Below are 25,444 nucleotides of genomic sequence, written 5' to 3'. Positions count from 1 at the left end.
GCCGCCAGGAACATACCCCGACAGCTTATTTTATTCATAGCCCCCGAAACATTTGCGAAAGAAATTTTTGCCGAATCCAGGGAATGTTCATGGACAAACGAACAAGGAGCTTACGAAGAAAAGGAATTTTCGTAACGACGTCCAACGCTGTGTATCGATACTTATAAACCGTTGCAATAACCGAGCCGATGATCATAACCCATCTAAAAAATTGACGCATCTCATCCACCTCTTCTTTTATTAGGTGAACTTATTTTTTGCTAGAGTCATCATCCTTATACACATAGTTATGAATGACAGGGTCCATCGTATCTTTTAAGATGGACGCAGAAGAATGAAACTTTTTCAATTCATCCTTGTCAAGATCCAATTCGATGATTTCTTGAATTCCTTTGCGGTTGACTATCGCAGGTACACCTATATAAAGATCATCCATGCCATATTGTCCCTGAAGATAACCAGAGACAGTCAAAACCGCATTTTCATTATGCAGAATGGCTTTTGTTAAACGGACAAGCCCCATTGCGATTCCGTAATGTGTGGCTCCTTTTCGTGCAATAATATGATAGGCGGCATCCCTCACCTGTTCAAAAATACCTGCAAGATCTTTTTCATCATACAGATCAGGGTGATCTTTAATGCGATCAAACACAGAGCGACCAGCGACATTCGCATGACTCCAAACCGGGAGCTCAGAGTCTCCGTGCTCACCCATAATATATGCATGGACATTACGTGTATCAATATTGAAATATTCACTCAGTTTGAAACGCAGCCGAGCTGTATCCAGGATCGTTCCAGACCCGATTACACGTTCCGCAGGAAGACCAGAAAACTTCCAAGTCATATAGGTTAAGATATCAACAGGGTTTGTTGCTACAAGGAAGATCCCATCAAATCCACTTTCCATAACGGAGTCCACAATGGATTTAAATATGGCCGTGTTTTTCTCAAGCAAATCCAACCTTGTTTCTCCTGGTTTCTGATTTGCCCCAGCAGTAATGACGACAAGATCAGCGCTCTCACAATCGGCATAATCCCCAAACCATATCTTCTTGTTTGCAGGAGCAAAAGCGAGGCCATGATTCAGATCCATCGCATCGCCTTCCGACTTCTCTTTATTCAAATCGATCATAACCAGTTCATCTGCTACCCCCTGGTTTAATAGAGCAAACGCATAACTAGAACCCACCGCACCTGTACCGATCAAAGCTACTCGATTTACATGTTCCAATCCAATCCCTCCTCAATTAATCTAACCTTATTATAACTCAAAAGTTTGCTCAATACTTCACAATGAATGAATGTTTTGTGACATCGTCAGAATTAAAAATGATATGTAGGTTGAATCCCACTTTCGGTAAGAACATATTCCACCCTCTGATCATATTCTTCAAAAGGAAGTGGCGAGTACCTTTGTCGCTCGGAAGCGATCATTAAGGTTTTCCCACGAAACCCTTCAATGAATCGATCAAAATAACCTCCGCCATATCCTATTCTGTACCCTTTATCGTCAAACAATAGTCCTGGTACAAGGAGAAGATCAATATCACCTTTCTTCACCAGGGCTGAACTCTCAGGCTTCGGTTCTCTTAAACCAAAATAGACTCTCTCTAATTGATCATATTTCTCCAAGTGATAAAACTCCATCTTTCTACTCTCTGGAATACATTTTGGTACGACCACTTTCTTGTCGGTACGCCACCCTTCCTCAATAATAGGTTCTGTAGACCATTCATGCGTTTGTGATAAGGTGACACCTACGACATGGGCACTCTTCCATATTTCACTGTTGAACAAATTCTCTTGCATTTTTGCCTCAATTTGGAGTCGCTCTTTCACACTTATGTCCTGAAGAATCTTCTTTCCTTTGAACCTAAGTTCGTTCTTTTCCATTTCTACACCTCCTTTTCTGCTCTTTAAATTAATTTTACAAAAGCTCCCTTTTCTTAAAGACTCAGTTTCGAGGCGATTGTGTGGTTCTGGGGGCTCCGGGAAAAGGTTCGTCTTGCTCCATCGTCCAGACACTTGCGTCATAAGCAAAACAGCCAAGGAATGAAAAACACATTCCGTTGCTGTTCTGCTTATGCCAGTCGTGTCTACCAGGACGATTCCGCATTTGAACACTTTCCATGGGGCGGGCGGTGAGCGAGCTATTCCCCGAAGCCCCATCCACTCAACAAAAGTCTCGAAACTGAGTATTCTACAATCCTGCCATATTGTTCAATAACTGAGCTTTCAGTGGTTAGCATAGCTTTGGATATAAAAAAAACAGTAGGAAATAATCCTACTGCTTACTTTGTTTCACGATGAAGCGTGTGCTTCCCTACGCGTGGGCTGTATTTCATAAGCTCTAGACGCTCTGGGTTTTTACGCTTGTTTTTTGTGCTAATATAATTGCGGTCACCAGTTTCGGTGCATGCAAGTGTAATGTTTACGCGCATTATTATTCCTCCTAATCATAAAAGCTATTCACTGTCTCATTCACATTATCAGACTAATACATAATACCAAAAACGATGGAACCTTTCAAGTAGTTATTCAGCTAAAAACGGTGAAATATCCCATAGCCACGCTTCTATTTCTATGATATAAATAAATGTGGAAAACTAAAGGAGTGATACAGCTTGATTTATGTAATTGGTACATTGACCGCCGTTGCCCTGGGCCTTTTTGTTCTTTCATACTTCATGAATGACCGCATGAAAGAACTTGAAAACCAAGTTGAGCAAGTCAATATGACAATGATGCAAAGCAATTACCAGCTAAAAAAGAAAATGAAGATTTTGGAAGAAGAACTTCTGGCTGAAGATTTAACTCAAGAAATCATGAAACAGCCACCAAAGAAAAAAGAAACCCCTCAAAGCCTTCCTTTAATCGATACTGTTCTATCCATGTATCAAAAGGGTTATAAAACCCATTACATAGCAAAACAGACGAATTTGAGTGAGTATGATGTCCATTCGATGATCCAACAACAAAAAAGTGGCGGTGTTCGAACATGAAACAATGGATACGCTCCTATGCCCTGGGTTTGCTTACAGCAGTGATAGTGTTCGCCATATCCTACTGGAACACAGAGACCACTTCCTCAACGGGCGTTGAAATGGAAAACAGTACAGAAGAGTTGATTGAACAGCTTGAAAGTAAAGGATATCAAGCTATAACTATGGACGAGTGGAAAACCCTCAAGGAAAACGATAATAGGCAGTCACAGACTCCCCCACCTGTTGAGGAGCCAATAACCACTTTCTCTATTGACGTAGTCCCTGGTACTACAACAGATGATATAAGTGATAAACTGATTCAGGCCCAAATCATAGAAGATGCTGCCGAGTTTGAATCATTCATGAAAGAAAATGACTACAGCCGCTATATTCAGATTGGCCAAGCTACATTAAATTCAGATATGTCGCTTCAAGAAATTGCTGAAGCTATTACATCTAAGTAAAAAAGCCGCACTCTAGCGGCTTTTTCTTAATTTAATGAACGTAACTACCATTCCACTTTAACATCGGTGATTAGAATCATTTCATCCATAAATGATCCATACATTCAATCAAATATACGCTCCCTAATAACGATAGAGCGTGGAATACTTCAACATAAAGAAGACATGAATCGAAACAATCGATTCATGTCTTCTGTGTTATTTATTCAAATCATACGTTCTTCCTTTCACCAGATAGAAGATACTTTCGCCGATGTTCGTAATATGATCAGCAAACCTTTCAATATATCTGGCAACATAGGCCATCTGCATGATGTGCTGGATCTGTTGTGGATTAATCGCGGTCAATTCCAGCATTTCTTTTACAATCGAACCATACTTTTTATCTACAACATCATCCATTTCAGCAAGCTTCTTCGCTAACGAAATATCTTCATACTCAAAAGATTTAATTGCAAGGTCCACCATATCCATAGCCAGGATAGCCATTTCACGCAACTCAGGATCTACTTCAATCCCATGATTTTCACCCAAGTGAATGGTTGCCTTCGCAATATTGGTCGAATGGTCAGCCATACGCTCCAAATCGCTGGAGATTTTGATAGCAATGATGATCCTTCTCAAATCCCTTGCTACAGGCTGTTGCTTCGCCAGCATCAAAATTGCATCATCGTTTATCTTTTCTTCCTTACGATCGATGGCTGCATCATCTTCCAAGATTTTTTTTGCAGCCTCTACGTCCCCTTGATATAGGACATAAATGGCTTGGTCAAGTGAATCTTTCGCATCATGAGCTAACTCTTTAATTTGTTTCTTTAAGTTTTCAAGTTCTTCTTCGAAATGAACACGGATTGACATGGATAATCCCCCCTAAAAAATTAGCCAAAGCGTCCAGTAATATAATCTTCTGTTCGCTTGTCGTTAGGGTTTTGGAACAAGTCATCGGTGTCAGCGAACTCAATTAATTCTCCATTTAAGAAGAAGGCTGTTTTATCTGAAATACGTGCGGCCTGTTGCATGTTGTGTGTAACAATAATGATGCTGTATTTTTCTTTCAACTCTTGAACAAGTTCTTCTACTTTTGCTGTAGAAATAGGGTCTAACGCTGAAGTCGGTTCGTCCATTAAGATCACATCCGGTTCAACTGCTAAAGCACGAGCGATACATACACGCTGCTGCTGACCACCAGAAAGACCATAGGCATTTTCATTTAGACGATCTTTCAACTCATCCCAAATCGCTGCACCTCTTAAACTTTTCTCAACGATCTGATCTAACACTTCTTTCTTTTTAATGCCGTGGATTCTAGGTCCATAGGCTACGTTGTCATATACACTTTTTGGAAACGGGTTTGGTTTTTGGAAAACCATTCCTACCTTCGTACGCAAGTATTCTTCTTTATACTTACTGCTGAAGATTTCCTGATCACGATATTTAATAGAACCGGAAGTCTTTACAATTGGAACCATCTCAACCATGCGGTTCAATGTCTTCAAGAACGTAGATTTCCCACAACCGGAAGGCCCGATAATGGCTGTTACTTGTTTTTCTGGTACCTCCATGCTCACTTCGTATAGAGCTTGGTCTGAACCATACCATAAATTCAAGTCATTCACTTCGATAATGCTATTCGTTTTCTCTTTTTTAATTCCCTCTTTTTTAACCTCAGGCTTCGCTGTTCCCTGGTTTACCTTTTTATTTGTTTTCTCTTCCATTACTTTATTCATATTGAAACCCTCCTCATCCTAATTAAAGACGACGTTGATATTTGTTTCTGATTAAAACAGCAATTGAATTCATGAGTAGCAATACAGCTAAGAGAACAATTATTCCTGCTCCTGCAACAAACTGCCATTCTTCCTGTGGTCTACCAGTCCAGTTATAGATCTGAATCGGCATGACGGTGTATTTAGCCAGTAATGAATCCGGTAAAGTGTAGATGGCTGTTGCTGCACCTACGATAATTAATGGCGCTGTCTCACCAATTGCACGGGACAAAGCGATAATCGCACCGGTAAGAATTCCCGGAATGGCAGCTGGAAGAATAACGCGTGCAATGGTTTGCCACTTAGACGCTCCCATGCCATAGGATGCTTCCTTGATTTCTGCTGGAACTGAACGGACAGCTTCTTGAGCAGCTACTACAATGACAGGAAGAATCAACAAGGCCATCGTTAATCCACCAGCAATGAGTGTATAGCCGAAATTAAACATATAAACAAAGAAAGTTAATCCTAATAGTCCGAATACAATGGATGGCACACCAGCTAAGTTTTGAATGTTAACTCTGATAAAATCCGTGAACTTATTTTTAGGTGCGTATTCTTCCAAGTAAATCGCTGTCGCAACCCCAATAATGACGGCGAAAATTGCCACGATAATCATTAAAAAAACTGATCCGATCAATCCGGCGTAAATACCAGCTTCTTCTGGATATGGTGCTGGAAAGTTTAAGATATAATCAAGACTCAGATAACCAATTCCTTGAGTCAATACACGATAAAAAAGCAAGACTAGGAAGACTAACCCTACTGTAGTAGCCAGTCCAAACAGGACCATAAGGGCTTTGTTGGTGGCTACTCTCCCTTCCATACGTTTCTTGATATTTTGTTCATTTTGACCAAGCATCAATATTCCTCCCTGAACTTACGAGAAATGTACTGAGCAATAAGGTTCATGACGAGTGTGAAAACAAACAAGGTCATTCCTACTGCGTACAAACTGTAATAAATGGTAGATCCGAAAGTGGTATCACCTGTAGCTGCCTGCACAATGAAAGCAGTCATGGTTTGTATCGATTCTGTCGGATTGAAAGTGAGATTAGGTGTAGCTCCTGCTGCTATGGTTACAATCATCGTTTCTCCGATAGCTCTTGAAATAGCAAGAACAATGGATGCAATGATTCCTGATAGAGCTGCAGGTAAAACCACCTTAAATACTACTTCAAGTTTTGTTGCACCTAATCCGTAAGCTCCTTCCCTTAAAGCATTAGGAACAGAGTTCATAGCATCTTCCGAAAGAGATGCAACCATAGGGATAATCATAATACCGACTACAAACCCACCACTAAGGGCGTTGAAAATTCCCAAATCAGGAATAAAAGATTGGAACATTGGTGTAACGAATGTCAAAGCAAAATAACCATAAACAACAGTTGGAATACCTGCTAATACTTCAAGTACAGGTTTGATGACACGTCTCACTTTATCATTTGCATATTCACTCAAAAATATGGCTGACATAAGTCCCAATGGTACAGCTACAAGCGTAGCGATCAAAGTGATGAGTAATGTACCACCTATCAATGGAGCAACTCCATACTCACCTGACCACGGTGACCAGCTTGTCCCTGTATAAAAATCAACTAAAGACACATTGGAAAAGAAGCCAATAGACTCACGCAACAAAGTAAATAATATCCCTACAGTTGTTAAGACACTAACTGTAGCACAAAGAAGCAAGAAAAAAGGAATGATTTTCTCTATTCTTTCCCCTAAACTTTTCTTCTTTTTATTTCTTTCAATCATTTGTTGGACGTCAATCATTTTCCCCTCTGATTGTAACCCCTTGTCCATGTTAAAAACTCCTCTCATCCATAAGGCAAGGTGAGACTTTAAATTAAGTCTCACCTTCCTTGTTAGGTTTTCAAATCAATTACTCTGCCCAGCTTTTCGCTGTTTCAAGTTGCTCTTGATACTTGTCTTCAGGAAGAGCTACATAGCCTACTTCTTCAGCAGCTTTTCCAGCATTGTTCAAAGTGTACTCAACGAAATCACGAACTTGTGCTTTTTCTTTATAAGCATTCACATTTACATAAGTGAATAGCGGACGGGATAGTGGTGTGTAAGAACCATCTTGAATTGTTTCAGGGTTTGGTTTCACAGCTTCGTTTCCACCTTCAGAAATTCCAAGAACTTTCAAGACATCTTCGTTTTCAGCATAGTAAGCATATCCAAAGAATCCGATAGCGTTAGGATCATTCTCAATACCGCGGACAAGTACGTTGTCATCTTCAGAAAGTGTAGTGTTAGAACCTTCTTTCATTGGCTCTTCTTCAAGGATTACTTCATTAAAGTAGTCGAATGTACCGGAATCATGCCCAGGGCTAAAGATTTTGATTTCCTCTTCCGGCCACTCTGGATTGATATCAGACCACATTGTAGCATCTGAAGACTCAAGGAAGATTTGTTTTAGTTGTTCAATTGACAATTCTTCAACGAAGTCGTTTTGTTGGCTAACAACAACAGAAAGACCGTCATATGCAAGCTCTAATTCTTCTAATTGAATGCCGTTTTCTTCAGCAGTCGCCATTTCTTCTTCTTTAATAGGACGAGAAGCGTTACTTAGATCAATTTCACCTACTGTGGATTTTTTGAATCCACCGCCGGAACCTGAAGAGTTCACTGTTACATTCACATCAGGGTTTTCCTGATTGTAAGTGTAAGTCAAGTTTTCCATGATTGGGAATACAGTAGAAGATCCATCAATAGCGATCGGTCCGGATACTTCTTCAGAACCTTCTGCGTTTGTGCCTTCTTCTGAGTTGTTACCTTCTTCAGCTGCTGGTTCCTCTTCTGAACCCCCGCATGCTGCAAGTACTCCCAGCACTAGGATGAACATTAGCATTAGTGCTAAACTTTTAAAGTTTTTCATTTCTTTCTCCCCCTATTTGTATGGTTATGTTTTGTGTTTGGCTGCTTGGCCAACTCACATTTTATATATTAACGAGAGAGTTTTAATGACATATGAATCAAACGTAAAGGTTTTGTAAATTGGCGATTTTTGTTGCATAAACACCCTTAAGTTTGGATATTCCACACGATTTTTCCGTTAATATATAAAAAAAGAGTGATACTTGTCGTATCACTCCTCAGTTTCTGCTTCTTCTTCTGATTTATTCGTACTTATTCCGCTCTCTTTACGTTCCTCTTTTAGTTCAAAATACGCTTGGCCAATCCGCGCTCCAATCTTGTTGCTTATATCAAACGTGCTTGTTGCGTTTTCTCCTAAATAAGGAGAGACAATGGAAAAGGCAATTTCCGGATCATTCGAAGGTGCATATCCAACCAATGTTTTATTCAATAAATTCTTATAAGTTGTTCTTTCTCCATTTTCATCAAACACAGCTTTGAATGCTTGCGCTGTTCCTGTTTTTACTGCCATATTATATTGAGCATAAGGTTCTTTAGAAAAAACATGACTGGCTGTTCCCTGATTCGTTTGAGCCACTTGCCTGAATCCTTCCTGTACTCTTTCGATATAAGATTCGTCCATTTCAAGGTGGTTTAATACCTCTGGACTATAATCTTTGTACAACGGACCTAACCCATCTTCCAGCGACGGCTCATGAATACTCTTCACCAATCTCGGACGCATTCGGTCGCCGCCGTTCGCTATGGTGGATACATATTGGTTTAACTGCATCGGCGTATAAGTGCTGAATTGGCCGATGGAAAAGTCCAGGATGTGTCCTGGGTTCCCAGGCTCACCTGTTACCCCTAAACCTTCGTACGGAAAATCAATACCCGTTTTCGCACCAAGTCCGAGCTGGTTAAAATTATAAATAAAGTTGTCAAACGTGCCTTCTTTTAATGATAAGGAGTTCATATCATATTTGTTACTATAATCCCCTCCCAAATACATCGCAAGGAAGTACATATAAACGTTTGAAGACTGCTGAAGAGCTGCAACATCATTAACTGCCCCTATATTGGAGGTGTAAGAACCTTTTTGCTTTCCAGCAATTGTGATAGGTCTATCATTAATCCAAGTATTAGGTGTCACCGCCCCTTCATGTAATCCAGTCAGGACAGTAGCTCCTTTTACTATGGACCCAGGCATATAGGAATTATAAAGCGCCTGGTGGGACGTGTCAGTGAATCTAGATTCTCCGTCTTCAGGAGTTCTATTATAGGTTTGACCTGTAATTGCCAAAATCTCACCTGTATTTGGATCTGAAACGACTGCCACCGCGTTCTCCAGGTGTCTGTTTGGTCCAGGAGCTTTGCGAATTGCTGCTTCAAGCTCTTCCTGAACAATCTTGTTGACTCGTTCCTGAAACTCCATATCAATTGTGAGGACGAGGTCTTTGCCTTTCTCTCCCTCGCGAATCACCTTGGAATTAATCACATTATTGTTCTTGTCTGTTTCGTATTGGACCTTTTCTTTTTTACCTCTTAAGACATCCTCATACTCCTGCTCAAGCCCACTTGTTCCCACACGGTCATTACGGCTGTAATCCAGAGACATGAAGTAATCCAGTTGATCTCTCGGAACCCCTTGTTCTTTCGATGTAATGCTGCCAATATAACTGCGAAAAACAGAATCATACGGATATGTACGCTCCCAATCTGATGTCACGTTTATTCCCGGCAACTCAGCTAAGTGCTCAGCAACGACAGAATATTCCCTTTCAGAAATATCCGTGTTTTTCAAAACGTGAGGTGCAAGCGCATAGGCTTTATCCAATTCCTTCTTAATAGCTATGATTTCCTTCGTTTGATTGTCATAGAGAGCAATTTCATCATCTCTAATGCTATTTAGTTGAAGTTGATAGACTTCACCATTATCCAATTCGGAGGTATCTTCATTTTCAATACGGGCAGTAACCTCTTCCTGATTTTGAAGAAAGAAATACTCCTTAAGATCTCTATCCGTTAACTTCCCTTCATATTCCATATCGATATACTTAGATATTTCTTCAGCTAATTGCAGCTTATCTTTAGGCTGCACACCTTTTGGGGGTGTGTAAGTAATTGAATACAAAGGCTGGTTATCAACCACTACACGGCCATACCGATCATACAATTCTCCCCTCGGGACTGGTATGCTGGTCGTTGTGTTTTCTGTACGGTCAATTTCTTCCTGGGCCTCTTCTCCGTTAAGAATTTGAACGACCCCAAGCTGTAGTATAATTCCAGCAAATATAAGGAATACAACAAAAAACACCACGTTCAATCGGAAAGAAAGGTGTGACTTGTGTTTCGTTTTGTATTTATGCTTCTTTCCCATGAACTCCTCTCCTTCTCTATCATGCTTCATTTATTATAGCATTTTTTATGCATCATAGAATAGACGAAGCTCATGGGTTATTGGTTTCAATTATGTGTCGATTCCTTGCACTGTGTGTCAATACCTTTTACGAAGAAGTAGATGAAGAAGTGACCACCTCCAACAATTAACAAGATATATGGTATTCCAGTTTCTGGTGGGATTAGAGTAATGGCTAAAAGAAATATCACGATGGACAAGACCCTGCCAAAATTCAAGAAAATTTCCCTTACGACAATATATTCGATTCTCATTTCAGCAGCATTCCAGGATTTACCTATCACATCATATGTCAAAGATATATAAGGCACATAGAGCAACGGGAAAAATACCCCTGCAATACCCGCATAGATGAGCAATAGAGCCATGGTATCACTGAACAGTAAAATCAATACACTTAAATATAAAGCCAATCCTGATATGAGGATCGCCTTCTTTCTACGCCTGGGTTTAACCCAACGACTGACAAGAAAGTAAAATAGAAAAGAAAAACCAGAATAGACCAAATTAAATACACCCAATGACAGCTCATCCTCAGTCATTAAAAAGATCCAGATAGAGACGGCAAATAAGAAAGTTCCTTCCCTAAAGCCCTGCGAAACATGAGCATTTAAGATGCGTCTCCAATTTGAGTTATTCTTTCTCTCTGACACAATTCGTCGAAACGAAAAATTCCCTTTAGCCTTTCTTCTCGATATGCCGAAACTTACAAGGACAGCAATGATGAACAAGCCGAAGGAAATCGTGAAAATCACCGTATATCCAGTAAAATTGTTCAGTCTAGAAATGATATAACCGGCAAGTAACGGGCCGGTCATTCCTCCAAGAGATTGCAGCACACCAAGAAATCCATTGAAAAAATCCCTTGTATCGGGTTCGGTGATTTCAAAGGTCAATACATTGTAAGCAAGCCAGTAAAAACCATACCCTACCCCCAATAATGAACCAAGCATAATATTGAACGTGGCAGCCCGCTCTCCGACAAGTAAGACCGTTAAAAAAAACAAAGAGAGCACGGTCACCCCGGTTCTCAATACGATCACCCGATCTATTCTCTTCGCACACTTTCCCGCTAATATGAAAGTTAAGGGTTGTAAGACATAAATGGCTAAATTATATAGAGCTATGTCAATATAGCTATTGGATTGTTTCCATAAGTATATATTCACAAATGTACTGGATAAAAAAATACCGAGAGAATATAAGCCTCCAATGAGAAGTAATAGCAATAAATCTTTTGATACATTTTCGTGGCTGAGCCACACACGCAGCTTACTCACCATATCCATTTCTCCTTTGTGTTCACCTTTAGTGTTTTCAGAACAAAAGGAGATATACAAAAAGAGAGGCATGGATTAATATCCATGCCTCTCCGTAATTTTCAATTATTTAGCAGCGTCAAAGCGCTTAGCAACTTCATCCCAATTTACAACGTTCCAGAATGCTGAAACATAATCAGGGCGACGGTTTTGATAATTCAGGTAATACGCATGCTCCCAAACATCAAGACCTAAAATTGGAGTTTTACCTTCCATAATCGGAGAATCTTGGTTAAGAGTATCGATAACTTCAAGGTCACCATTATTGACTACTAACCAAGCCCAACCAGATCCGAAGCGGCCTTTTGCCGTTTCTTCAAACTTTTCTTTAAACTGGTCGAAACCACCGAACGTATCATTAATTTTTGTAGAAAGATCGCCCGTTGGTTCACCGCCACCATTCGGAGACATGATTGTCCAGAAAAGGCTGTGGTTTGCGTGGCCGCCACCGTTTCGACGCACTGCAGTGCGAATATCTTCAGGTACCACAGAAAGATTATTGGAAAGAAGCTCTTCCAAAGATTTGTCTTGAAGATTGCGTGTCCTTCAAGTGCATTGTTAAGCTTTGTCACATATCCGTTGTGGTGCTTCGTATGGTGGATGTTCATTGTTTCCTTATCAATAGTAGGTTCTAGTGCATCATAAGCGTAAGGTAGTTCTGGTAGTTCAAATTTAGCCATAATGTAACTCCTCCTTTAAATTAATATGTAAAACAGAAGCGATTTGCTTCACATTTTACATTATCAAACGGAAAATTGATTAGCAAATGTTTTGCATCACGATATTAAGAATTCCCTGAAAGGAAATTTTAAAACATAAAAAAACAACCAAGAATAACTTGATTGTTTAAAAGGAGTGGCTCGGGACGGAATCGAACCGCCGACACACGGATTTTCAGTCCGTTGCTCTACCGACTGAGCTACCGAGCCATAAAACATACGTTTTTTACTTTTCAGCTCAAAAACTTGTATCGATCCTCATTCAAGGAAATCCCTTGCTTGGCAAGGTGCAAGTGATGTAGATGAGTATGTATCATGGCGGAGGAGGAGGGATTCGAACCCCCGCGGGCCGTAAAGCCCCTGGCGGTTTTCAAGACCGCTCCCTTCAGCCAAACTTGGGTACTCCTCCGTATCATGTTATGGTGGACCCTGCAGGACTCGAACCTGCGACCGATCGGTTATGAGCCGATAGCTCTAACCAGCTGAGCTAAGGGTCCACATGGGGCGGTTGATGGGAATCGAACCCACGAATGCCGGAACCACAATCCGGTGCGTTAACCACTTCGCCACAACCGCCACGTTTTTTAATTATGTATGTTTGGTGGCGGTGGAGGGAATCGAACCCACGACCTCACGGGTATGAACCGTACGCTCTAGCCAGCTGAGCTACACCGCCAATTAATATCGCTTGTGAGCGACTTAATTAATATACCATTTTCATCTCAAGACGTCAACTGTTTTTTCTCTCTCAAATCAGCGACAAAAATAATATATCACGCCCTTCTTTTCGTTTCAAGGGTTTTTTGAAGAAAAAATAAAGCATTGAATATTCCAACATATTGGCTTCCTGAGGGGAAATAACAATTCCATGATATTTTGTGTCCTTGGAGGGGACAGGAAAGGTTCTGGGTTCGCTTTCCTTTGAACAGGAGTTTAAAAACACCCCTGACACTCGTACTAAAGAGAAGGTAACTCTCCGAAGATCCTAGAGGAGTCTCAAGTCTATCTAACCCTTCATCTATTGTCTGGATATCAAACCTTCCAAAATCACCCTTTATCTTTTTTCAACATATTCTTTATAGTGCTTATCCAAAAAAAAGACGGCTTTGTCAGCCGCCTTTTTTACTTTATAAACTTTCTTTTTCTCCCAAAACTTCCTCAGCAATATTCACGGCATGGTCACCGATACGCTCTAAGTTGCTGATCATGTCTACGAATACAATACCTGCTTGTCCTGTACATACACCCTCGTTCAAACGGATGATATGTTTCTTACGATAACTACGTTCCATACGATCCAATTCATTCTCTTTTTGGACAACGGCCAATGCTTCTTCACGGCTCATCGTTTCAAGAGATCTTGTTGCCTGCTTAACGGTCATTAACGTAAGGTCAAACATTGTATTCAAATCCTCGATCGCCTGAGGAGTAAGGTTCACTTTATTTGAGTTCTTATAGTCAATCAATTCAATGATATTCTCGAAGTGGTCACCAATCCGTTCTAAGTCTCTGACAGAATCCATTAGTGCGGAATGCTTATGACTTTCCTCATCTGATAGAGAAGCTTGAGAAAGATCAACGAGATAATCAGTAATTTTACGATCCAAATTGTTCAAAGCATCTTCAATTTGCATAGCAAGTTCAGAGTGCTTTTGTTGTTTATTGTTCAAATAAAGACTTGTTTCTTCAAGACCTTTATATGCATATTCACCCATACGAACAACTTCTTCTTTTGCTTGGTCTAAAGCAAGGGATGGAGATTGTTCAATAAAAATCGGGTCCAAATGCTGTGGTTTATGATCAATTTCTGAATCCTTCCCTGGCACCAATTTAATGACGATCCATGCAAGGACTGCAATAAACGGGAATTGCACAACCGCATTCGCAATGTTGAAGGATCCGTGAGCAAAGGCAATAGTCATTTCGGGCTCTAGATCCATACTCGTTTGTAACCAGTTTACATATCTTTCAAATGGAACTAGGAAAATTAAAAATACGGTAGCTCCTAACACGTTGAATATGACGTGAGCAAATGCAGCTCGCTTCGCGCCGACACTTGCACCGATGGATGCTAGGACAGCCGTAATCGTTGTACCGATGTTATCACCAAACAATACAGGGATAGCTGCTTGTAAATCGACAAGCCCTTCTCCCAACAACGTCTGCAAAATCCCTATTGTTGCACTGGAGCTTTGTACGATAACAGTGAATAAGGTACCTACGATAACACCCAATATCGGGTTATCACTCATGCTTACCGTCAAATCCTGGAAAGCCTGTAGTGATCGAAGTGGCTTCACTCCTCCACTCATTACTTCAAGTCCAAAGAACAAAGCACCTAGACCGAAGATGGTCTGACCAAAGTTCGCGACTTTTTTACTTTTGAAAAAGAATAGCAAGAAAGCACCAACGGCAAGGATTGGCAATCCATAAGCTTTAATATCTATACCAATGATAAATGCAGTCATGGTTGTACCAATGTTGGCACCCATAATAACACCAATCGCTTGCCTGAATGTCATGAATCCTGCGTTGACAAGACCAACAGTCAGTACGGTTGTCGTACTACTACTCTGCAAAAGAATTGTAACGACGGTACCCGCGATCACACCCATAAATGGATTGCTTGTGAAACGGTCTAATAGCTCCCTCAAACGATCTCCAGCCGTACGTTGCAGTCCATCCGCCATATACTTTAAGCCGAATAGAAAGATACCGAGTCCACCGATGAATTCAAATATCATCTGTTGCACATCGATTTCCATGTTCTCCACCCTTTCTTCATCCAAGTTTCATCATTTTTCTCTTTATTAAAACAACCTCACTCATATTAACCATGGACAAAGCTTTTGTAAAGGCAATTCATGAATCTTAACATTAAATTTACATTCATATAATACTGACACAACTGTCGTGTGTTATTCGAATTTTCCGATAAAAAAAGGCCCCTTCTGGGACCTTTTACGAAACCTTCTTTTCTATTGTAGTGTCTTCTTCATGTTCTTCTGTTAAAGTTGGCTGGGATTGTTCCTCTGCCAATTCCTCATTTTCAAATTGATTGGAAGCAATAATACTTGAAAGCTCCTGGGTAAGTGCAATTAGATCATAGGTAAATGCATCGAACGTTTGCATCGTTATTTGTTGCCGGTCAGAAGTTTTTACTAATTGTTCAGTGGAACGAGCCTGGTTTAATATTACTTTCTTCATACCTTCCATAACATCTTCCATACGCGGCATAACCTCATTGCCTTTTTTCAATTGGTCTTTAGTGGACTCTAATTCTAGATTAAACGAGCTCATTCCTTCAGATAAGTTTCTGAAAGCTTTCTTTGATATATCCATTTGGAGTTGTCTATCCTGTAACTCTTTTTCCATTTGATCAAATTGTGCGGAAAGATCTCCTCCGAGCGACATGACCTGCTTCATCCGCTGGTCAATATCTACAGCTGCTGTTCTGGATCGGTCAGCAAGTTTTCTGACTTCCTGTGCGACTACAGCAAATCCTTTACCATGTTCTCCTGCACGGGCAGCTTCAATGGATGCATTCAATGCAAGCATTCTCGTCTGCTCTGCAATATCTTGTATTTTGGTACCCGAATCCTGGATGTTCACCATGTAATTTTGAAAAGATTCGATTCTTGAAGTCATCCCCTGAATTTCTTTTCTAAAGCTATGTAAAGATTGTTCGACCTGCTCCACCCCGCCATTTCCTGAGTGAACAGCTTCGTTCATTCGTCCCTGCTCACCAAAAAGGGTCTCCAATGTTTTATGCAACTGACCGAACACCTTGTTTAATTCATCGAAAACTTCCTTTTGACTATCCATGTATTCTGAAGTTCGATCACTTTCGTCCTGGACTTGATTCACACTTTTGCTGAGATCCTGATGAACAAGCTTCAATTCTCTAGAGGAACCATCCATTTGTTCCCCACCTTTTTCAAGTTGATCAACAGCTCCTTGAAGGGAAGACAGAATATCCGCAATTTTATGTATAAGTTCTTCATAGCTTTTTCTTAACGATTGAATTTCCGGGAGACTCGTTTTAATGGAATCCGAGTCGCATAAAACCCCATTTCTTGCTTGTTTCATGACACGCTGCATCTGTTTTACTGGATGAACAATTTTCCTAACGACAAAATAAACAATCACGCCAACTACAAGGACGGTTATGATTCCTAATAACACTGTGTACATAGCCATTTGGCGCACGCTACTCATAAAGTCCTTCTCCGGCACTCCAAGTACATAGATTCCTTGCAGTTCTTGGACAGGCGCATAGGATAGTACGTAATTTTCCCCGTCCAACTGAATCGTTTCCGTGCCATTCTCTGTACTCAGGAATTGCTTCACTAGTGGATCAGGAAGAGAAGCTTGATCCTTTGTTGGATATGAAAAGACTCCTTCGTTATTAATAATATAAGCTGCAGAGGATAAGCCATCTTGTTGAAGTTGCGCCTGCTGAGCATTTGAGTATCCTTCCATGCGATTTGTGAATTCTTCTTGATCGCCAACGAAGGCATACATCAATTGTTCTGCCACATCCTGAGCCATCAACAACTCCCGCTCCAGACGATCCTGTACCAAATTCATTTGATTTTCTTTAGCTTTCGTATAAGAAAAGAAACCAATCATAGAAACTGAAATAAGCACAAGGCCACAAACGATGGCTGTCAACCTTATCTGCAAGTTGATTTTCGGCCATCCGAGTTTTGATGCCACCAGTTTGAGTCGTATCCTTTTTTTCATAGTATAAACACTCCATCTCTTTGATTGATTGCACAAACAAAGTATGAAGACAGAGTGTTAAGGAATTGTTAATGACCTATTAAGGTTTAGTAATTTCACAACTTCTTGACCAGGATTTTTGTCCCATCCACTTTAACAACTTTAATTTTATCACCGTGAGTAATCCATTGACCATTTGAAACGGCACTATATTCTTCGTCCTCAATTTTAACCGTACCTACTGGTCTCATATCAGTGAGCGCTTCTCCTTGTTGTTCAAGTAAATACTGGTACTTTTCATTCATTGAGTTGTACCCCATTTCCGAGGACATTTGATCATTGAGAGCCATTTTCGACCACATCTTTCTATGTTTGAAAACTTTCAAGAACAGTAAGGAAGCTGCACCTCCTAAAATGACCCCGATCACACTGTACAAACCAGCTACCCAATTGGGCGCACTGAAGCCAACGGCAATAATCATCGTTACAGCACCGATTGTCGCAAGTGTCCCATCATTCAGGAGCTTACCGTCAATGATCATAAGAATAATTCCCAAAAAATATACGAGCATCATGACTATGAACATTTCAGTTTCAAGATAACCAGAGAAATAAACGGTTATAAAGCCGAAGCCTATAATCGCGAACACACCGCGCATGTTAACGAGTAATTCACCAATTAAAAACATCGTGCCGAGAAAAGTAATAAATAAAGCGATCCAATCATAGGTAAACATGATGGTTCACATCCTCTCCTTAATTACTATATGTACGTTTGAAAAGCTTCTTTTGTTTCAAAGTTACAATTATTTTTTCTTCATTTTCTCCATGATATAATGATGTCAGCATTTATGGGTTTACACAAATTTAACTCACAAATGTGCTTATTTAAGGTTCCTGACTTCTCATTTACAAAATTAGCCCTTATAATGAAGATTGGAATTCATCTTGCATACCTTTTTGTGAATATACAAAGGAGCGATATTAATGGCAATTACGCACAGAAAAGATACTCGTCCCGTAAGAGTCGGTGACGTTACAATAGGTGGTTCTGATGAGGTTGTGATCCAATCCATGACCACCACCAAAACACACGACGTAGAAGCAACAGTTGCTGAAATCAAGCGACTAGAGGAAGCCGGCTGTCAGATCGTCCGAGTGGCGTGCCCTGATGACAGAGCTGCTGACGCAATTCCTGAAATTAAAAAACGCATCAACATCCCATTGGTCGTTGATATCCACTTCGATTATAAGAAAGCTTTGAAAGCCATTGAAGGTGGAGCAGACAAAATCCGTATCAACCCTGGGAACATCGGCAAACGCGAAAAAGTTGAAGAAGTCGTCAAAGCCGCAAAAGCAAAGGGCATTCCAATCCGAATCGGAGTTAATGCAGGCTCACTCGAGCGCCATATCCTTGAAAAATACGGTTATCCGACCGCAGACGGGATGGTTGAGAGTGCCTTGCATCACATTAAGATTCTTGAGGACCTTGATTTCCACGATATCATCGTATCCCTTAAAGCTTCTGATGTGAAATTGGCTATCGAAGCTTATGAAAAAGCCGCAGCTGCTTTCAATTATCCAATTCACTTGGGAATCACCGAATCAGGGACCCTTTTCGCAGGTACAGTAAAAAGTGCTGCAGGACTTGGAGCCATCTTGAGTAAAGGAATTGGAAGTACCGTACGGATCAGCTTGAGTGCTGACCCTGTAGAAGAAGTAAAAGTGGCGAAAGAGCTTCTCAAATCGTTCGGTCTTGCTTCGAACGCCGCAACATTAATATCCTGTCCGACTTGTGGACGAATTGAAATTGACTTGATCTCTATCGCCAATGAGGTTGAAGAATATATCCAGACCATAAAAGCACCAATTAAAGTAGCTGTACTTGGCTGCGCTGTCAATGGACCAGGTGAAGCTAGAGAAGCAGACATCGGTATTGCCGGTGCACGAGGAGAAGGTTTACTCTTCCGTCACGGGGAAATTATCCGTAAAGTACCTGAAGACATCATGGTCGATGAACTGAAGAAAGAAGTCGACAAATTGGCTGAGGAACATTACGAAAAAGAACGTAAAGAAAAAGAGAAACTAAAACAAGAGCAAGAACAATCCTAAAAAAAGGTGACCCTGATTGGGTCACCTTTTTGTTTATATCAAGTTGTAAATCGGGGCGAAGAATAATGAAAAAGCGATGGAAACGATACTGACAATAATCGCCATATTCCCTAGTGTATCGGCTCCGCGTCGCTTACCAATGATACCGAGAACAATCCCGGCGGCACCAAGAATTAATGGAGCAAAAAAGAAAGAAAGGATTGCGGCGGATAAACCCAACCAGCCCATCCCCACTTTTACATCTTCCTCTTCTTTCATTGTTGTTTCCTTTTCCTCGTTATTCATCGGCTCATCAATCGGGCCTACAGCCGCTTCCTGAGCGAACTCTTCCTCATAACTATCGCCATAAACAGGCTGATCTGGCCCACGGCCATGATCGTCGACCGCTACAACGTCATCAAAGTCAGACGCTCTAGCTTCTTTATAACCAGCTTCCTGCCTTAAATCCTGGTCTTGTATTTCTTCAAAAGCTTCATTCAATACTTGTTCAGTCGACGGCTCATCATGCTCGTCCACGGCATCTTCATGAACTTGCTCTAATTCATCGCCATGTTCAGGGGCTTTTTGCGTTTTATGATGATTCTCAACAGTATCTTTCGGATCATGCATTAGAATACCCTCACTTTCTGTTTGAAGAATCATGATTATTATATGGAGAGTACAAGAAATTACATGAGGGATTTGATGGTAAAAAACCGCCTGACTTAACGTCAGACGCTTCTAATCAATTCGCTAATACGACGGCCGTATGGTTTTCTGCCTTCTTTTGAATTTCTTTTGCATACCAGCTTTCGGCATGTCCATTTTCTTTTTTATATTCCTTTAAACCGCCCATCCCCCGGTGATACGCCGTAAGTGCTTCATCCCAATCATCATATTTGTTTTGTAAGAAATCTAAATAAACTAAGGATAATTGCATGGAATAATAAGGATCGAAAAGCAACTCTTCTTCATAAGGTAAACCAGCCATATCGGCAATCCAAGGCGCTGTGTTTTTCATAAATTGTGACATCCCATAAGCATGTCCATATTTTGTTTCAGGTCCCACGAGCTTAGGGTCAAAGGTTCCCCCTGTTTCCACCTTCAGTAGTTCATAAACAAGGAAGGGGTTGATCTCATAGCGCTGCGCTTCCTTAACGAGGTACATTGCCCACGATTTTTTGAAATTCCCATCACTTTCACTTACAAGGATTTCTGCATTTTTTTCGATTTCGGGCCATGTATGATACCCATTTTTTTCTTGTTCTGCTGACGGCTGATCCTTTAAATATTCATTCGTGGATTGTAACCGCTCAATTTCCAGAGATAGCTTTTCATTTTTATGCTTCAATTCCTGTTTTTGGTCAGCCAAGGCTTTTTCCTGCTTTTGGTTCCATTGGTTTATAGTAAAGAGTGTCGCCACAACGAGCAGCATCAACACACCCATTGTCCAAAGCGGTTTTTGTTCCTTCATATATGTTTCACTCCTTCACTTTATGCACACTGGTACTTTTGACCAGTTCTCCACTAAACCCATTGGCTTATACTAACCGAATGAAATATGTAATTCAATTGAAATACTTATAGACATAATTTTTTAAAAACACAAATCCTTCTCAACATTCATATGGTGTAGTAAATAAGGAGAGAGGGAGTATAAGCCTATGAAGAATGTGGCACAACAGTTAATTACCCAGAAATTGAAGCAGTTAACCGTAAAAGAACTACTTTTTTATAGTCAGAAATACCAAATTCCGATAACAAAGGATGAAGCTGCTGCTATTGTCAAAGCATTGAAGACTAACAAAGATAATCCCTTCGAACCGGATGGACGGAAACGAATGTTGAGCAAACTCGCCAAAATAACTTCAAAAGATACCGCGAGATCTGTAAATAAACTGCTCATGAAAATGGCAAAAGAATACGGTGTAGAGCATTGGCTAAAATAAATAAACCACTAACCATTCTCTGTTCTTAATTCAACAAACGCTCCCTTTACTTGAATACCCAGTTTCAAGACTTTGGTTGAGTGGATGGGTGCTACAAGGAATAGCTCGCTTTCCGAGGGACCGCGGTGAGCCTCCTCGGACTGCGTCCTTTGGGGACTCACCCTGCATTTTTTCCTCTTCGATATCCGGTTCCGGCGCCTAGCGGCTAGTGAGACTTCCCTCGCTTCTGTACGATAAGTCAACATCGAATCACTCTGTTATTCGTGTTTCCTTTATCTCCCCCAGCTCAGTCCAGTCCATACGCCGCTGATCAAGGCGCCTGCATACTTAACTTAGGAGTCTCGCCATTCCCCTCCGCTCCTTTGCCAAGGAAGATCCTTGAAACCACTACCAAAAGGTCAGCTCATATAATTATGGGAAGTGGGGTATAGAACACCTCCATAACACATAAAAGCTTAATCCAAAGCGCTTTATATCTCTAACAGTTAGATAGTGGAAGACCCTCCAACTTGGTACAAGGGTTCGTTTCTCCCTTACACTGAAAGGGGTGGTTGGGAAGCTGCGAGACTCCCGCGGGAATGGATTGGCTGGCAAGACCCCACAGTGCGAAGCACGAGGAGGCTTGCCGTCATCCCCGCAGGAAAGCGAGTAGCTTCCCAGCCACCCCTGGCGCTCACCACGATAACGACCCCGGAAACATCTCGAAACTGAGTCTTCCACAATCCTGCCATTTATTTTAATAACTAACGAAAAAAAGAAGGAGCACAAGGGCTCCTTCTTTATTGTTGCATGATTTTATCTTTTAAACCTTCATCAAATATGCCTTCTTTGACCATATCAATTTCAAAGCGATATGGAGGCTTTTTGTTCTTCTTATCTTCCCCTACATAAGGCGTTTCAAGAATTTTAGGAAGATCTTTGAGTGTCGGGTGATGAATCACCTTATGAAGTGCATCAAAACCGATATGACCGAATCCAATATTTTCGTGGCGGTCCTTGGCTGCTCCTTGAATGTTTTTACTATCATTTACATGGATCACTTTCAGACGATCGATGCCGACGATTTTATCAAATTCATTCAATACTCCATCAAAATCCTCCACGACATTGTAACCTGCGTCGTGAATGTGACACGTATCCATACAGACGGATAATTTCTCGTTATGGGTCACGCCATCAATAATTTGTGCCAATTCATCGAAGTTCCTACCTATTTCAGAGCCTTTCCCTGCCATCGTCTCAAGAGCGATTTGAACCTTTTGATCTTTATGAAGGACCTCGTTCAATCCTTGAATGATCTTTGGCAGCCCTTTTTCTACCCCTTGTCCAACATGAGACCCTGGGTGAAGTACGATTTGTCTTGCTCCGAGTGCTTCAGTACGCTCGATTTCATTCCTTAGAAAATCAACACCTAACTGGAATGTTTCCGGTTTGGTTGTGTTTCCGATATTGATGATATAAGGAGCATGAACCACAATGTCGCCAATGCCATTCGCTTTCATGTGCTCCGTCCCAGCTTCAATGTTCAGCTCTTCAATAGGGCGGCGTCTTGTGTTCTGCGGAGCTCCTGTATAGATCATAAATGTGCTTGCACCATAGGATGTAGCTTCTTCACTGGCGCCCAGCAGCATTTTTTTCCCTTTCATAGAAACGTGTGATCCAATCTTCAACATACGATCTACCCTTTCTTATTTCTTCTTGAAACGGCTCTGTTTCAGTTTTCTCATATTTTTATCTGTCTGTTGCTTCATTTTTTTCTTATAACCAGGCTTTACTTTTTTCGGCTTCCGCACCATCTGCTTCGCTTTTTTCTCCAAATCGGAAGCATGACGTTCACGGTTCTGCCTCTCATTGTAGGCATTTGTTTCTTTCCATTCTCCATTTTTCACTTCATAAAATTCAAAAGTAAGACCTTTTTTCTCAAGCTTCTGAATGAGTGGCAGGTCGGATTCCTTATACAAATTAATAGCCGTTCCTTGCATTCCAGCTCGAGCTGTTCGCCCGACTCTGTGAATGTAGAATTCTTCTTCCTTCGGCATTTGAGCGTTGATGACATGACTTACGCCTTGGATATCAATTCCTCGTGATGCAAGGTCTGTGGCTACAATATACTGATAGCGCAAGTTTTGCAACTCTTTAAGCATTCTTTTTCTCTCTCTTGGTGAAAGACCTCCGTGAAGAATTCCTGTTTCTAGACCTCTCTTCATCAATTCACCAGCAAGCTCATCGGCATGATTTTTGCCATTTGTAAAAATGATGGCCAAATAAGGCTGAATCGCCTTCGATATTTCCACAATGACATCAGCCGGCTCTTTATGTCTAAGAGGTACTAGACGATGCTCCATCGTTTCCGGTGATGGCTTATCATCTTCAATCTGGATATGTGTGGGGTTCGTCAAATATTTCTTTAGGAATGGCTGCAGACGTTCAGGAATGGTCGCTGAAAAGACGAGCATCTGTACATCCTGGTCCATCCGTACAAGAATTTGGTCTATCTCTTCAATAAATCCTAAATCCAGCATCAGGTCTGCTTCATCCAGCACAAAGGCTTTGGCTTGATAAAGGTCAATCGCCTCTTCTTTGACCATGTCTAATATACGCCCAGGTGTTCCGACGACAATATGCGGAGCTCTTGAAGATAACTTGCCAACCATTTTCTGCTTATCCGTTCCACCTATGAGGAGTTTTGAGCGCCAAACCTCTTCTTTGCCGGCCATTTGGATGGCTTTTTTCACTTCATCCTGAATTTGAATGGCTAATTCTCTTGTAGGCGCGGTAATCACAAACTGCACATGTTCTGCCTCATCATCCATCTGATTGAACAGTGGAAGTAAGTAGGCATGTGTCTTACCTGATCCTGTATGGGACTGTCCGATGAGACTTTCCCCTCTCAAAGCTGCAGGCAGGACCTGCTTTTGTATAGGTGTGGGTTTCTTAAAGCCTAATCCCTCTACAATTCGACTGACTGTAGAAGTAATGGCATATTGATCAAATGTATGCTTACTCATAACCGTTCTCCTTTAATGTAAAATGTTCCTTCCCTATTATAATAGAGCAGAAGACAAATTGCACGATAACCTTGTCTTAGAACGTCTTTCTTTGTCATCTTTCCCTTTACCCTTTATAATGATAATGGTATCTTTAAAGTTATTGGATTGGATTTATAGAGGAGGACGTTAATCAATGGAAGTCATTAAAATCGCCCCTCGCGGTTATTGTTATGGTGTAGTAGATGCAATGGTCATTGCTCGAAACGCAGCTAAAGACCCGAATCTGCCACGTCCTATATATATATTAGGCATGATTGTTCATAACTCACACGTAACGGATGCCTTCAAGGAAGAAGGAATTATTACTGTAGATGGAAAAAACCGAAGTGACATGCTAGAAGGCATTCATGATGGCACGGTTATTTTTACCGCTCACGGTGTTTCTCCTCAAGTGAAGAAACGCGCGAAAGCGAAAGGGCTCACCGTTTTAGATGCCACATGCCCTGATGTGACGAATACCCACAACTTAATCAGGAAAAAAGTAGCTGAAGGTTTTGAAGTCATTTACGTAGGTAAAAAAGGACATCCGGAACCAGAAGGCGCTATGGGTGTAGCACCAGGTAAAGTCCATCTCGTCCAAACGGAACAAGATGTTGAAGAACTGAATCTTGATCATGACAAATTGATGATCACCAACCAAACGACCATGAGTCAATGGGACGTCTATGATGTCATGGAAAAAGCAAAGGAAAAGTACCCCCAACTTGAAAAGCAGCAAGAGATTTGCATGGCGACCCAGGTTCGTCAAGAAGCCGTTTCCGAACAGGCGGGCGAAGCTGATTTGACGCTGGTGGTTGGTGATCCAATGAGTAACAACTCCAATCGACTAGCCCAAGTCTCTATGGAAAAAGCAGGTACAACAGCATATCGTATTGCTGATGTGACAGAAATCCAATTAGAATGGATGGAAGGTGTCGAAAAAGTTGCTGTTACAGCAGGAGCGTCGACCCCGACCCCTATAACAAAAGAAGTAATTAAATTTATCGAGCAATTTGATCACAATGATGAAAGCACGTGGGTTCGCGAGTCAAAAGTGGAGCAGAAAAAGATCTTACCTCCTGTTCGCGCCAGAAAAAAAGTAAAGAGATAA

General features: G+C 41.1%; 23 protein-coding genes, 5 tRNA genes and 1 pseudogene. 5 read left to right on the top strand and 24 right to left on the bottom strand.

Annotated features, from left to right (window positions below):
* Nucleotides 1-34: 34 nt before the first annotated feature.
* The 4 genes from yqgO to rpmG form a co-directional block, all read right to left on the bottom strand.
* The gene (yqgO, locus tag ACQ4XT_RS12200; protein WP_446853893.1) at nt 35-220 is read right to left on the bottom strand and encodes a protein YqgO; all 186 of its coding nucleotides are present in this window, start codon (nt 218-220) and stop codon (nt 35-37) included.
* Nucleotides 221-250: 30 nt separating this feature from the next.
* On the bottom strand, nt 251-1,234 hold the full coding sequence (locus ACQ4XT_RS12195) for an L-lactate dehydrogenase (protein WP_446853892.1): 984 nt from the start codon (nt 1,232-1,234) through the stop codon (nt 251-253).
* Nucleotides 1,235-1,326: 92 nt separating this feature from the next.
* Nucleotides 1,327-1,896, bottom strand: a complete 570-nt coding sequence (locus tag ACQ4XT_RS12190; RefSeq protein WP_446853891.1) for a 5-formyltetrahydrofolate cyclo-ligase — start codon at nt 1,894-1,896, stop codon at nt 1,327-1,329.
* 398 nt (nt 1,897-2,294) lie between these two features.
* Entirely contained in the window at nt 2,295-2,444 is a 150-nt protein-coding gene (gene rpmG, locus ACQ4XT_RS12185; RefSeq protein ID WP_035509116.1) for a 50S ribosomal protein L33, read from the bottom strand.
* Nucleotides 2,445-2,627: 183 nt separating this feature from the next.
* Between rpmG and ACQ4XT_RS12180 the strand changes: the two genes are divergently transcribed.
* Entirely contained in the window at nt 2,628-3,005 is a 378-nt protein-coding gene (locus ACQ4XT_RS12180; RefSeq protein ID WP_446853890.1) for a hypothetical protein, read from the top strand.
* Nucleotides 3,002-3,451 (top strand): hypothetical protein, encoded by a 450-nt coding sequence (locus ACQ4XT_RS12175; protein WP_446853889.1) that lies wholly within the window; start codon nt 3,002-3,004, stop codon nt 3,449-3,451. The genes ACQ4XT_RS12180 and ACQ4XT_RS12175 overlap by 4 nt, the downstream gene beginning before the upstream one ends.
* A 198-nt stretch (nt 3,452-3,649) precedes the next feature.
* Here ACQ4XT_RS12175 and phoU read toward each other — a convergent pair whose 3' ends face one another.
* The 16 genes and pseudogenes from phoU to ACQ4XT_RS12095 all read right to left on the bottom strand — a co-directional run bounded on the left by phoU (nt 3,650) and on the right by ACQ4XT_RS12095 (nt 18,001).
* Nucleotides 3,650-4,309 carry a phosphate signaling complex protein PhoU gene (phoU, locus tag ACQ4XT_RS12170; RefSeq protein WP_446853888.1) on the bottom strand — a complete coding sequence of 220 codons (660 nt, stop codon included), beginning with the start codon at nt 4,307-4,309 and terminating at the stop codon, nt 3,650-3,652.
* 20 nt (nt 4,310-4,329) lie between these two features.
* A complete protein-coding gene (gene pstB, locus ACQ4XT_RS12165) occupies nt 4,330-5,178 on the bottom strand; it encodes a phosphate ABC transporter ATP-binding protein PstB (protein WP_446853887.1) in 849 nt (282 codons plus the stop codon).
* 22 nt (nt 5,179-5,200) lie between these two features.
* Nucleotides 5,201-6,079, bottom strand: a complete 879-nt coding sequence (pstA, locus tag ACQ4XT_RS12160) for a phosphate ABC transporter permease PstA (protein ID WP_446853886.1) — start codon at nt 6,077-6,079, stop codon at nt 5,201-5,203.
* Complete coding sequence (gene pstC / locus ACQ4XT_RS12155; protein ID WP_446853885.1) at nt 6,079-7,026, bottom strand: phosphate ABC transporter permease subunit PstC; 948 nt, start codon at nt 7,024-7,026, stop codon at nt 6,079-6,081. The genes pstA and pstC overlap by 1 nt, the downstream gene beginning before the upstream one ends.
* Before the next feature lie 79 nt (nt 7,027-7,105).
* Nucleotides 7,106-8,104, bottom strand: a complete 999-nt coding sequence (locus ACQ4XT_RS12150) for a PstS family phosphate ABC transporter substrate-binding protein (protein WP_446853884.1) — start codon at nt 8,102-8,104, stop codon at nt 7,106-7,108.
* Nucleotides 8,105-8,314: 210 nt separating this feature from the next.
* Nucleotides 8,315-10,462 (bottom strand): peptidoglycan D,D-transpeptidase FtsI family protein, encoded by a 2,148-nt coding sequence (locus ACQ4XT_RS12145; RefSeq protein WP_446853883.1) that lies wholly within the window; start codon nt 10,460-10,462, stop codon nt 8,315-8,317.
* Nucleotides 10,463-10,548: 86 nt separating this feature from the next.
* Nucleotides 10,549-11,784, bottom strand: coding sequence for an MFS transporter (locus tag ACQ4XT_RS12140; protein ID WP_446855666.1), 1,236 nt, complete (start codon nt 11,782-11,784; stop codon nt 10,549-10,551).
* Between the two features lie 102 nt (nt 11,785-11,886).
* Nucleotides 11,887-12,500: pseudogene (locus ACQ4XT_RS12135) on the bottom strand (superoxide dismutase).
* Nucleotides 12,501-12,676: 176 nt separating this feature from the next.
* Nucleotides 12,677-12,749 (bottom strand) — tRNA-Phe (locus ACQ4XT_RS12130).
* A 106-nt stretch (nt 12,750-12,855) separates the two neighbouring features.
* Nucleotides 12,856-12,948 (bottom strand) — tRNA-Ser (locus tag ACQ4XT_RS12125).
* An 11-nt stretch (nt 12,949-12,959) separates the two neighbouring features.
* Nucleotides 12,960-13,036 (bottom strand) — tRNA-Ile (locus tag ACQ4XT_RS12120).
* 3 nt (nt 13,037-13,039) lie between these two features.
* Nucleotides 13,040-13,115, bottom strand: a tRNA-His gene (locus ACQ4XT_RS12115).
* 23 nt (nt 13,116-13,138) lie between these two features.
* A tRNA-Met gene (locus ACQ4XT_RS12110) sits at nt 13,139-13,215 on the bottom strand.
* 451 nt (nt 13,216-13,666) lie between these two features.
* Complete coding sequence (locus ACQ4XT_RS12105) at nt 13,667-15,304, bottom strand: Na/Pi cotransporter family protein (RefSeq protein ID WP_089654346.1); 1,638 nt, start codon at nt 15,302-15,304, stop codon at nt 13,667-13,669.
* A gap of 196 nt (nt 15,305-15,500) precedes the next feature.
* Nucleotides 15,501-17,285, bottom strand: a complete 1,785-nt coding sequence (locus ACQ4XT_RS12100) for a methyl-accepting chemotaxis protein (protein WP_446853882.1) — start codon at nt 17,283-17,285, stop codon at nt 15,501-15,503.
* Between the two features lie 95 nt (nt 17,286-17,380).
* A complete protein-coding gene (locus tag ACQ4XT_RS12095; RefSeq protein ID WP_446853881.1) occupies nt 17,381-18,001 on the bottom strand; it encodes an NfeD family protein in 621 nt (206 codons plus the stop codon).
* Between the two features lie 250 nt (nt 18,002-18,251).
* Here ACQ4XT_RS12095 and ispG point away from each other — a divergent pair, with 250 nt between their 5' ends.
* The gene (ispG, locus tag ACQ4XT_RS12090) at nt 18,252-19,376 is read left to right on the top strand and encodes a flavodoxin-dependent (E)-4-hydroxy-3-methylbut-2-enyl-diphosphate synthase (protein WP_089654277.1); all 1,125 of its coding nucleotides are present in this window, start codon (nt 18,252-18,254) and stop codon (nt 19,374-19,376) included.
* Between the two features lie 33 nt (nt 19,377-19,409).
* Here ispG and ACQ4XT_RS12085 read toward each other — a convergent pair whose 3' ends face one another.
* Together ACQ4XT_RS12085 and ACQ4XT_RS12080 are read right to left on the bottom strand one after the other, a co-directional pair.
* Complete coding sequence (locus ACQ4XT_RS12085; protein WP_446853880.1) at nt 19,410-19,985, bottom strand: hypothetical protein; 576 nt, start codon at nt 19,983-19,985, stop codon at nt 19,410-19,412.
* Between the two features lie 115 nt (nt 19,986-20,100).
* Entirely contained in the window at nt 20,101-20,829 is a 729-nt protein-coding gene (locus tag ACQ4XT_RS12080) for a lytic transglycosylase domain-containing protein (RefSeq protein ID WP_446853879.1), read from the bottom strand.
* Nucleotides 20,830-21,019: 190 nt separating this feature from the next.
* Between ACQ4XT_RS12080 and ACQ4XT_RS12075 the strand changes: the two genes are divergently transcribed.
* Nucleotides 21,020-21,304: a DUF2624 domain-containing protein gene (locus ACQ4XT_RS12075; protein ID WP_446853878.1), complete on the top strand. Its 285-nt coding sequence runs from the start codon at nt 21,020-21,022 to the stop codon at nt 21,302-21,304.
* A 779-nt stretch (nt 21,305-22,083) separates the two neighbouring features.
* Here the strand turns inward: ACQ4XT_RS12075 and ACQ4XT_RS12070 are convergent.
* Both ACQ4XT_RS12070 and ACQ4XT_RS12065 read right to left on the bottom strand, forming a co-directional pair.
* Nucleotides 22,084-22,977: a deoxyribonuclease IV gene (locus ACQ4XT_RS12070; RefSeq protein ID WP_446853877.1), complete on the bottom strand. Its 894-nt coding sequence runs from the start codon at nt 22,975-22,977 to the stop codon at nt 22,084-22,086.
* Nucleotides 22,978-22,992: 15 nt separating this feature from the next.
* Nucleotides 22,993-24,312 (bottom strand): DEAD/DEAH box helicase, encoded by a 1,320-nt coding sequence (locus tag ACQ4XT_RS12065; RefSeq protein WP_446853876.1) that lies wholly within the window; start codon nt 24,310-24,312, stop codon nt 22,993-22,995.
* Between the two features lie 175 nt (nt 24,313-24,487).
* Here ACQ4XT_RS12065 and ACQ4XT_RS12060 point away from each other — a divergent pair, with 175 nt between their 5' ends.
* Nucleotides 24,488-25,444 carry a 4-hydroxy-3-methylbut-2-enyl diphosphate reductase gene (locus ACQ4XT_RS12060; RefSeq protein WP_446853875.1) on the top strand — a complete coding sequence of 319 codons (957 nt, stop codon included), beginning with the start codon at nt 24,488-24,490 and terminating at the stop codon, nt 25,442-25,444.

It is taken from the genome of Halobacillus sp. 12SKB (genome assembly GCF_052941655.1).
The sequence above is the reverse complement of the archived record's forward strand: the minus strand, read 5'-3'. Positions and strand labels throughout refer to the sequence as shown.

What these genes read in the sequence shown, in the direction of transcription:
- yqgO (WP_446853893.1), bottom strand. Translation starts at nt 220, where the DNA reads ATGCGTCAATTTTTTAGATGGGTTATGATCATCGGCTCGGTTATTGCA.
- ACQ4XT_RS12190 (WP_446853891.1), bottom strand. Translation starts at nt 1,896, where the DNA reads ATGGAAAAGAACGAACTTAGGTTCAAAGGAAAGAAGATTCTTCAGGAC.
- rpmG (WP_035509116.1), bottom strand. Translation starts at nt 2,444, where the DNA reads ATGCGCGTAAACATTACACTTGCATGCACCGAAACTGGTGACCGCAAT.
- ACQ4XT_RS12175 (WP_446853889.1), top strand. Translation starts at nt 3,002, where the DNA reads ATGAAACAATGGATACGCTCCTATGCCCTGGGTTTGCTTACAGCAGTG.
- phoU (WP_446853888.1), bottom strand. Translation starts at nt 4,309, where the DNA reads ATGTCAATCCGTGTTCATTTCGAAGAAGAACTTGAAAACTTAAAGAAA.
- pstB (WP_446853887.1), bottom strand. Translation starts at nt 5,178, where the DNA reads ATGAATAAAGTAATGGAAGAGAAAACAAATAAAAAGGTAAACCAGGGA.
- pstA (WP_446853886.1), bottom strand. Translation starts at nt 6,079, where the DNA reads ATGCTTGGTCAAAATGAACAAAATATCAAGAAACGTATGGAAGGGAGA.
- pstC (WP_446853885.1), bottom strand. Translation starts at nt 7,026, where the DNA reads ATGGACAAGGGGTTACAATCAGAGGGGAAAATGATTGACGTCCAACAA.
- ACQ4XT_RS12150 (WP_446853884.1), bottom strand. Translation starts at nt 8,104, where the DNA reads ATGAAAAACTTTAAAAGTTTAGCACTAATGCTAATGTTCATCCTAGTG.
- ACQ4XT_RS12145 (WP_446853883.1), bottom strand. Translation starts at nt 10,462, where the DNA reads ATGGGAAAGAAGCATAAATACAAAACGAAACACAAGTCACACCTTTCT.
- ACQ4XT_RS12140 (WP_446855666.1), bottom strand. Translation starts at nt 11,784, where the DNA reads ATGGTGAGTAAGCTGCGTGTGTGGCTCAGCCACGAAAATGTATCAAAA.
- ACQ4XT_RS12105 (WP_089654346.1), bottom strand. Translation starts at nt 15,304, where the DNA reads ATGGAAATCGATGTGCAACAGATGATATTTGAATTCATCGGTGGACTC.
- ACQ4XT_RS12100 (WP_446853882.1), bottom strand. Translation starts at nt 17,285, where the DNA reads ATGAAAAAAAGGATACGACTCAAACTGGTGGCATCAAAACTCGGATGG.
- ACQ4XT_RS12095 (WP_446853881.1), bottom strand. Translation starts at nt 18,001, where the DNA reads ATGTTTACCTATGATTGGATCGCTTTATTTATTACTTTTCTCGGCACG.
- ispG (WP_089654277.1), top strand. Translation starts at nt 18,252, where the DNA reads ATGGCAATTACGCACAGAAAAGATACTCGTCCCGTAAGAGTCGGTGAC.
- ACQ4XT_RS12085 (WP_446853880.1), bottom strand. Translation starts at nt 19,985, where the DNA reads ATGCATGATCCGAAAGATACTGTTGAGAATCATCATAAAACGCAAAAA.
- ACQ4XT_RS12080 (WP_446853879.1), bottom strand. Translation starts at nt 20,829, where the DNA reads ATGAAGGAACAAAAACCGCTTTGGACAATGGGTGTGTTGATGCTGCTC.
- ACQ4XT_RS12075 (WP_446853878.1), top strand. Translation starts at nt 21,020, where the DNA reads ATGAAGAATGTGGCACAACAGTTAATTACCCAGAAATTGAAGCAGTTA.
- ACQ4XT_RS12070 (WP_446853877.1), bottom strand. Translation starts at nt 22,977, where the DNA reads ATGTTGAAGATTGGATCACACGTTTCTATGAAAGGGAAAAAAATGCTG.
- ACQ4XT_RS12065 (WP_446853876.1), bottom strand. Translation starts at nt 24,312, where the DNA reads ATGAGTAAGCATACATTTGATCAATATGCCATTACTTCTACAGTCAGT.
- ACQ4XT_RS12060 (WP_446853875.1), top strand. Translation starts at nt 24,488, where the DNA reads ATGGAAGTCATTAAAATCGCCCCTCGCGGTTATTGTTATGGTGTAGTA.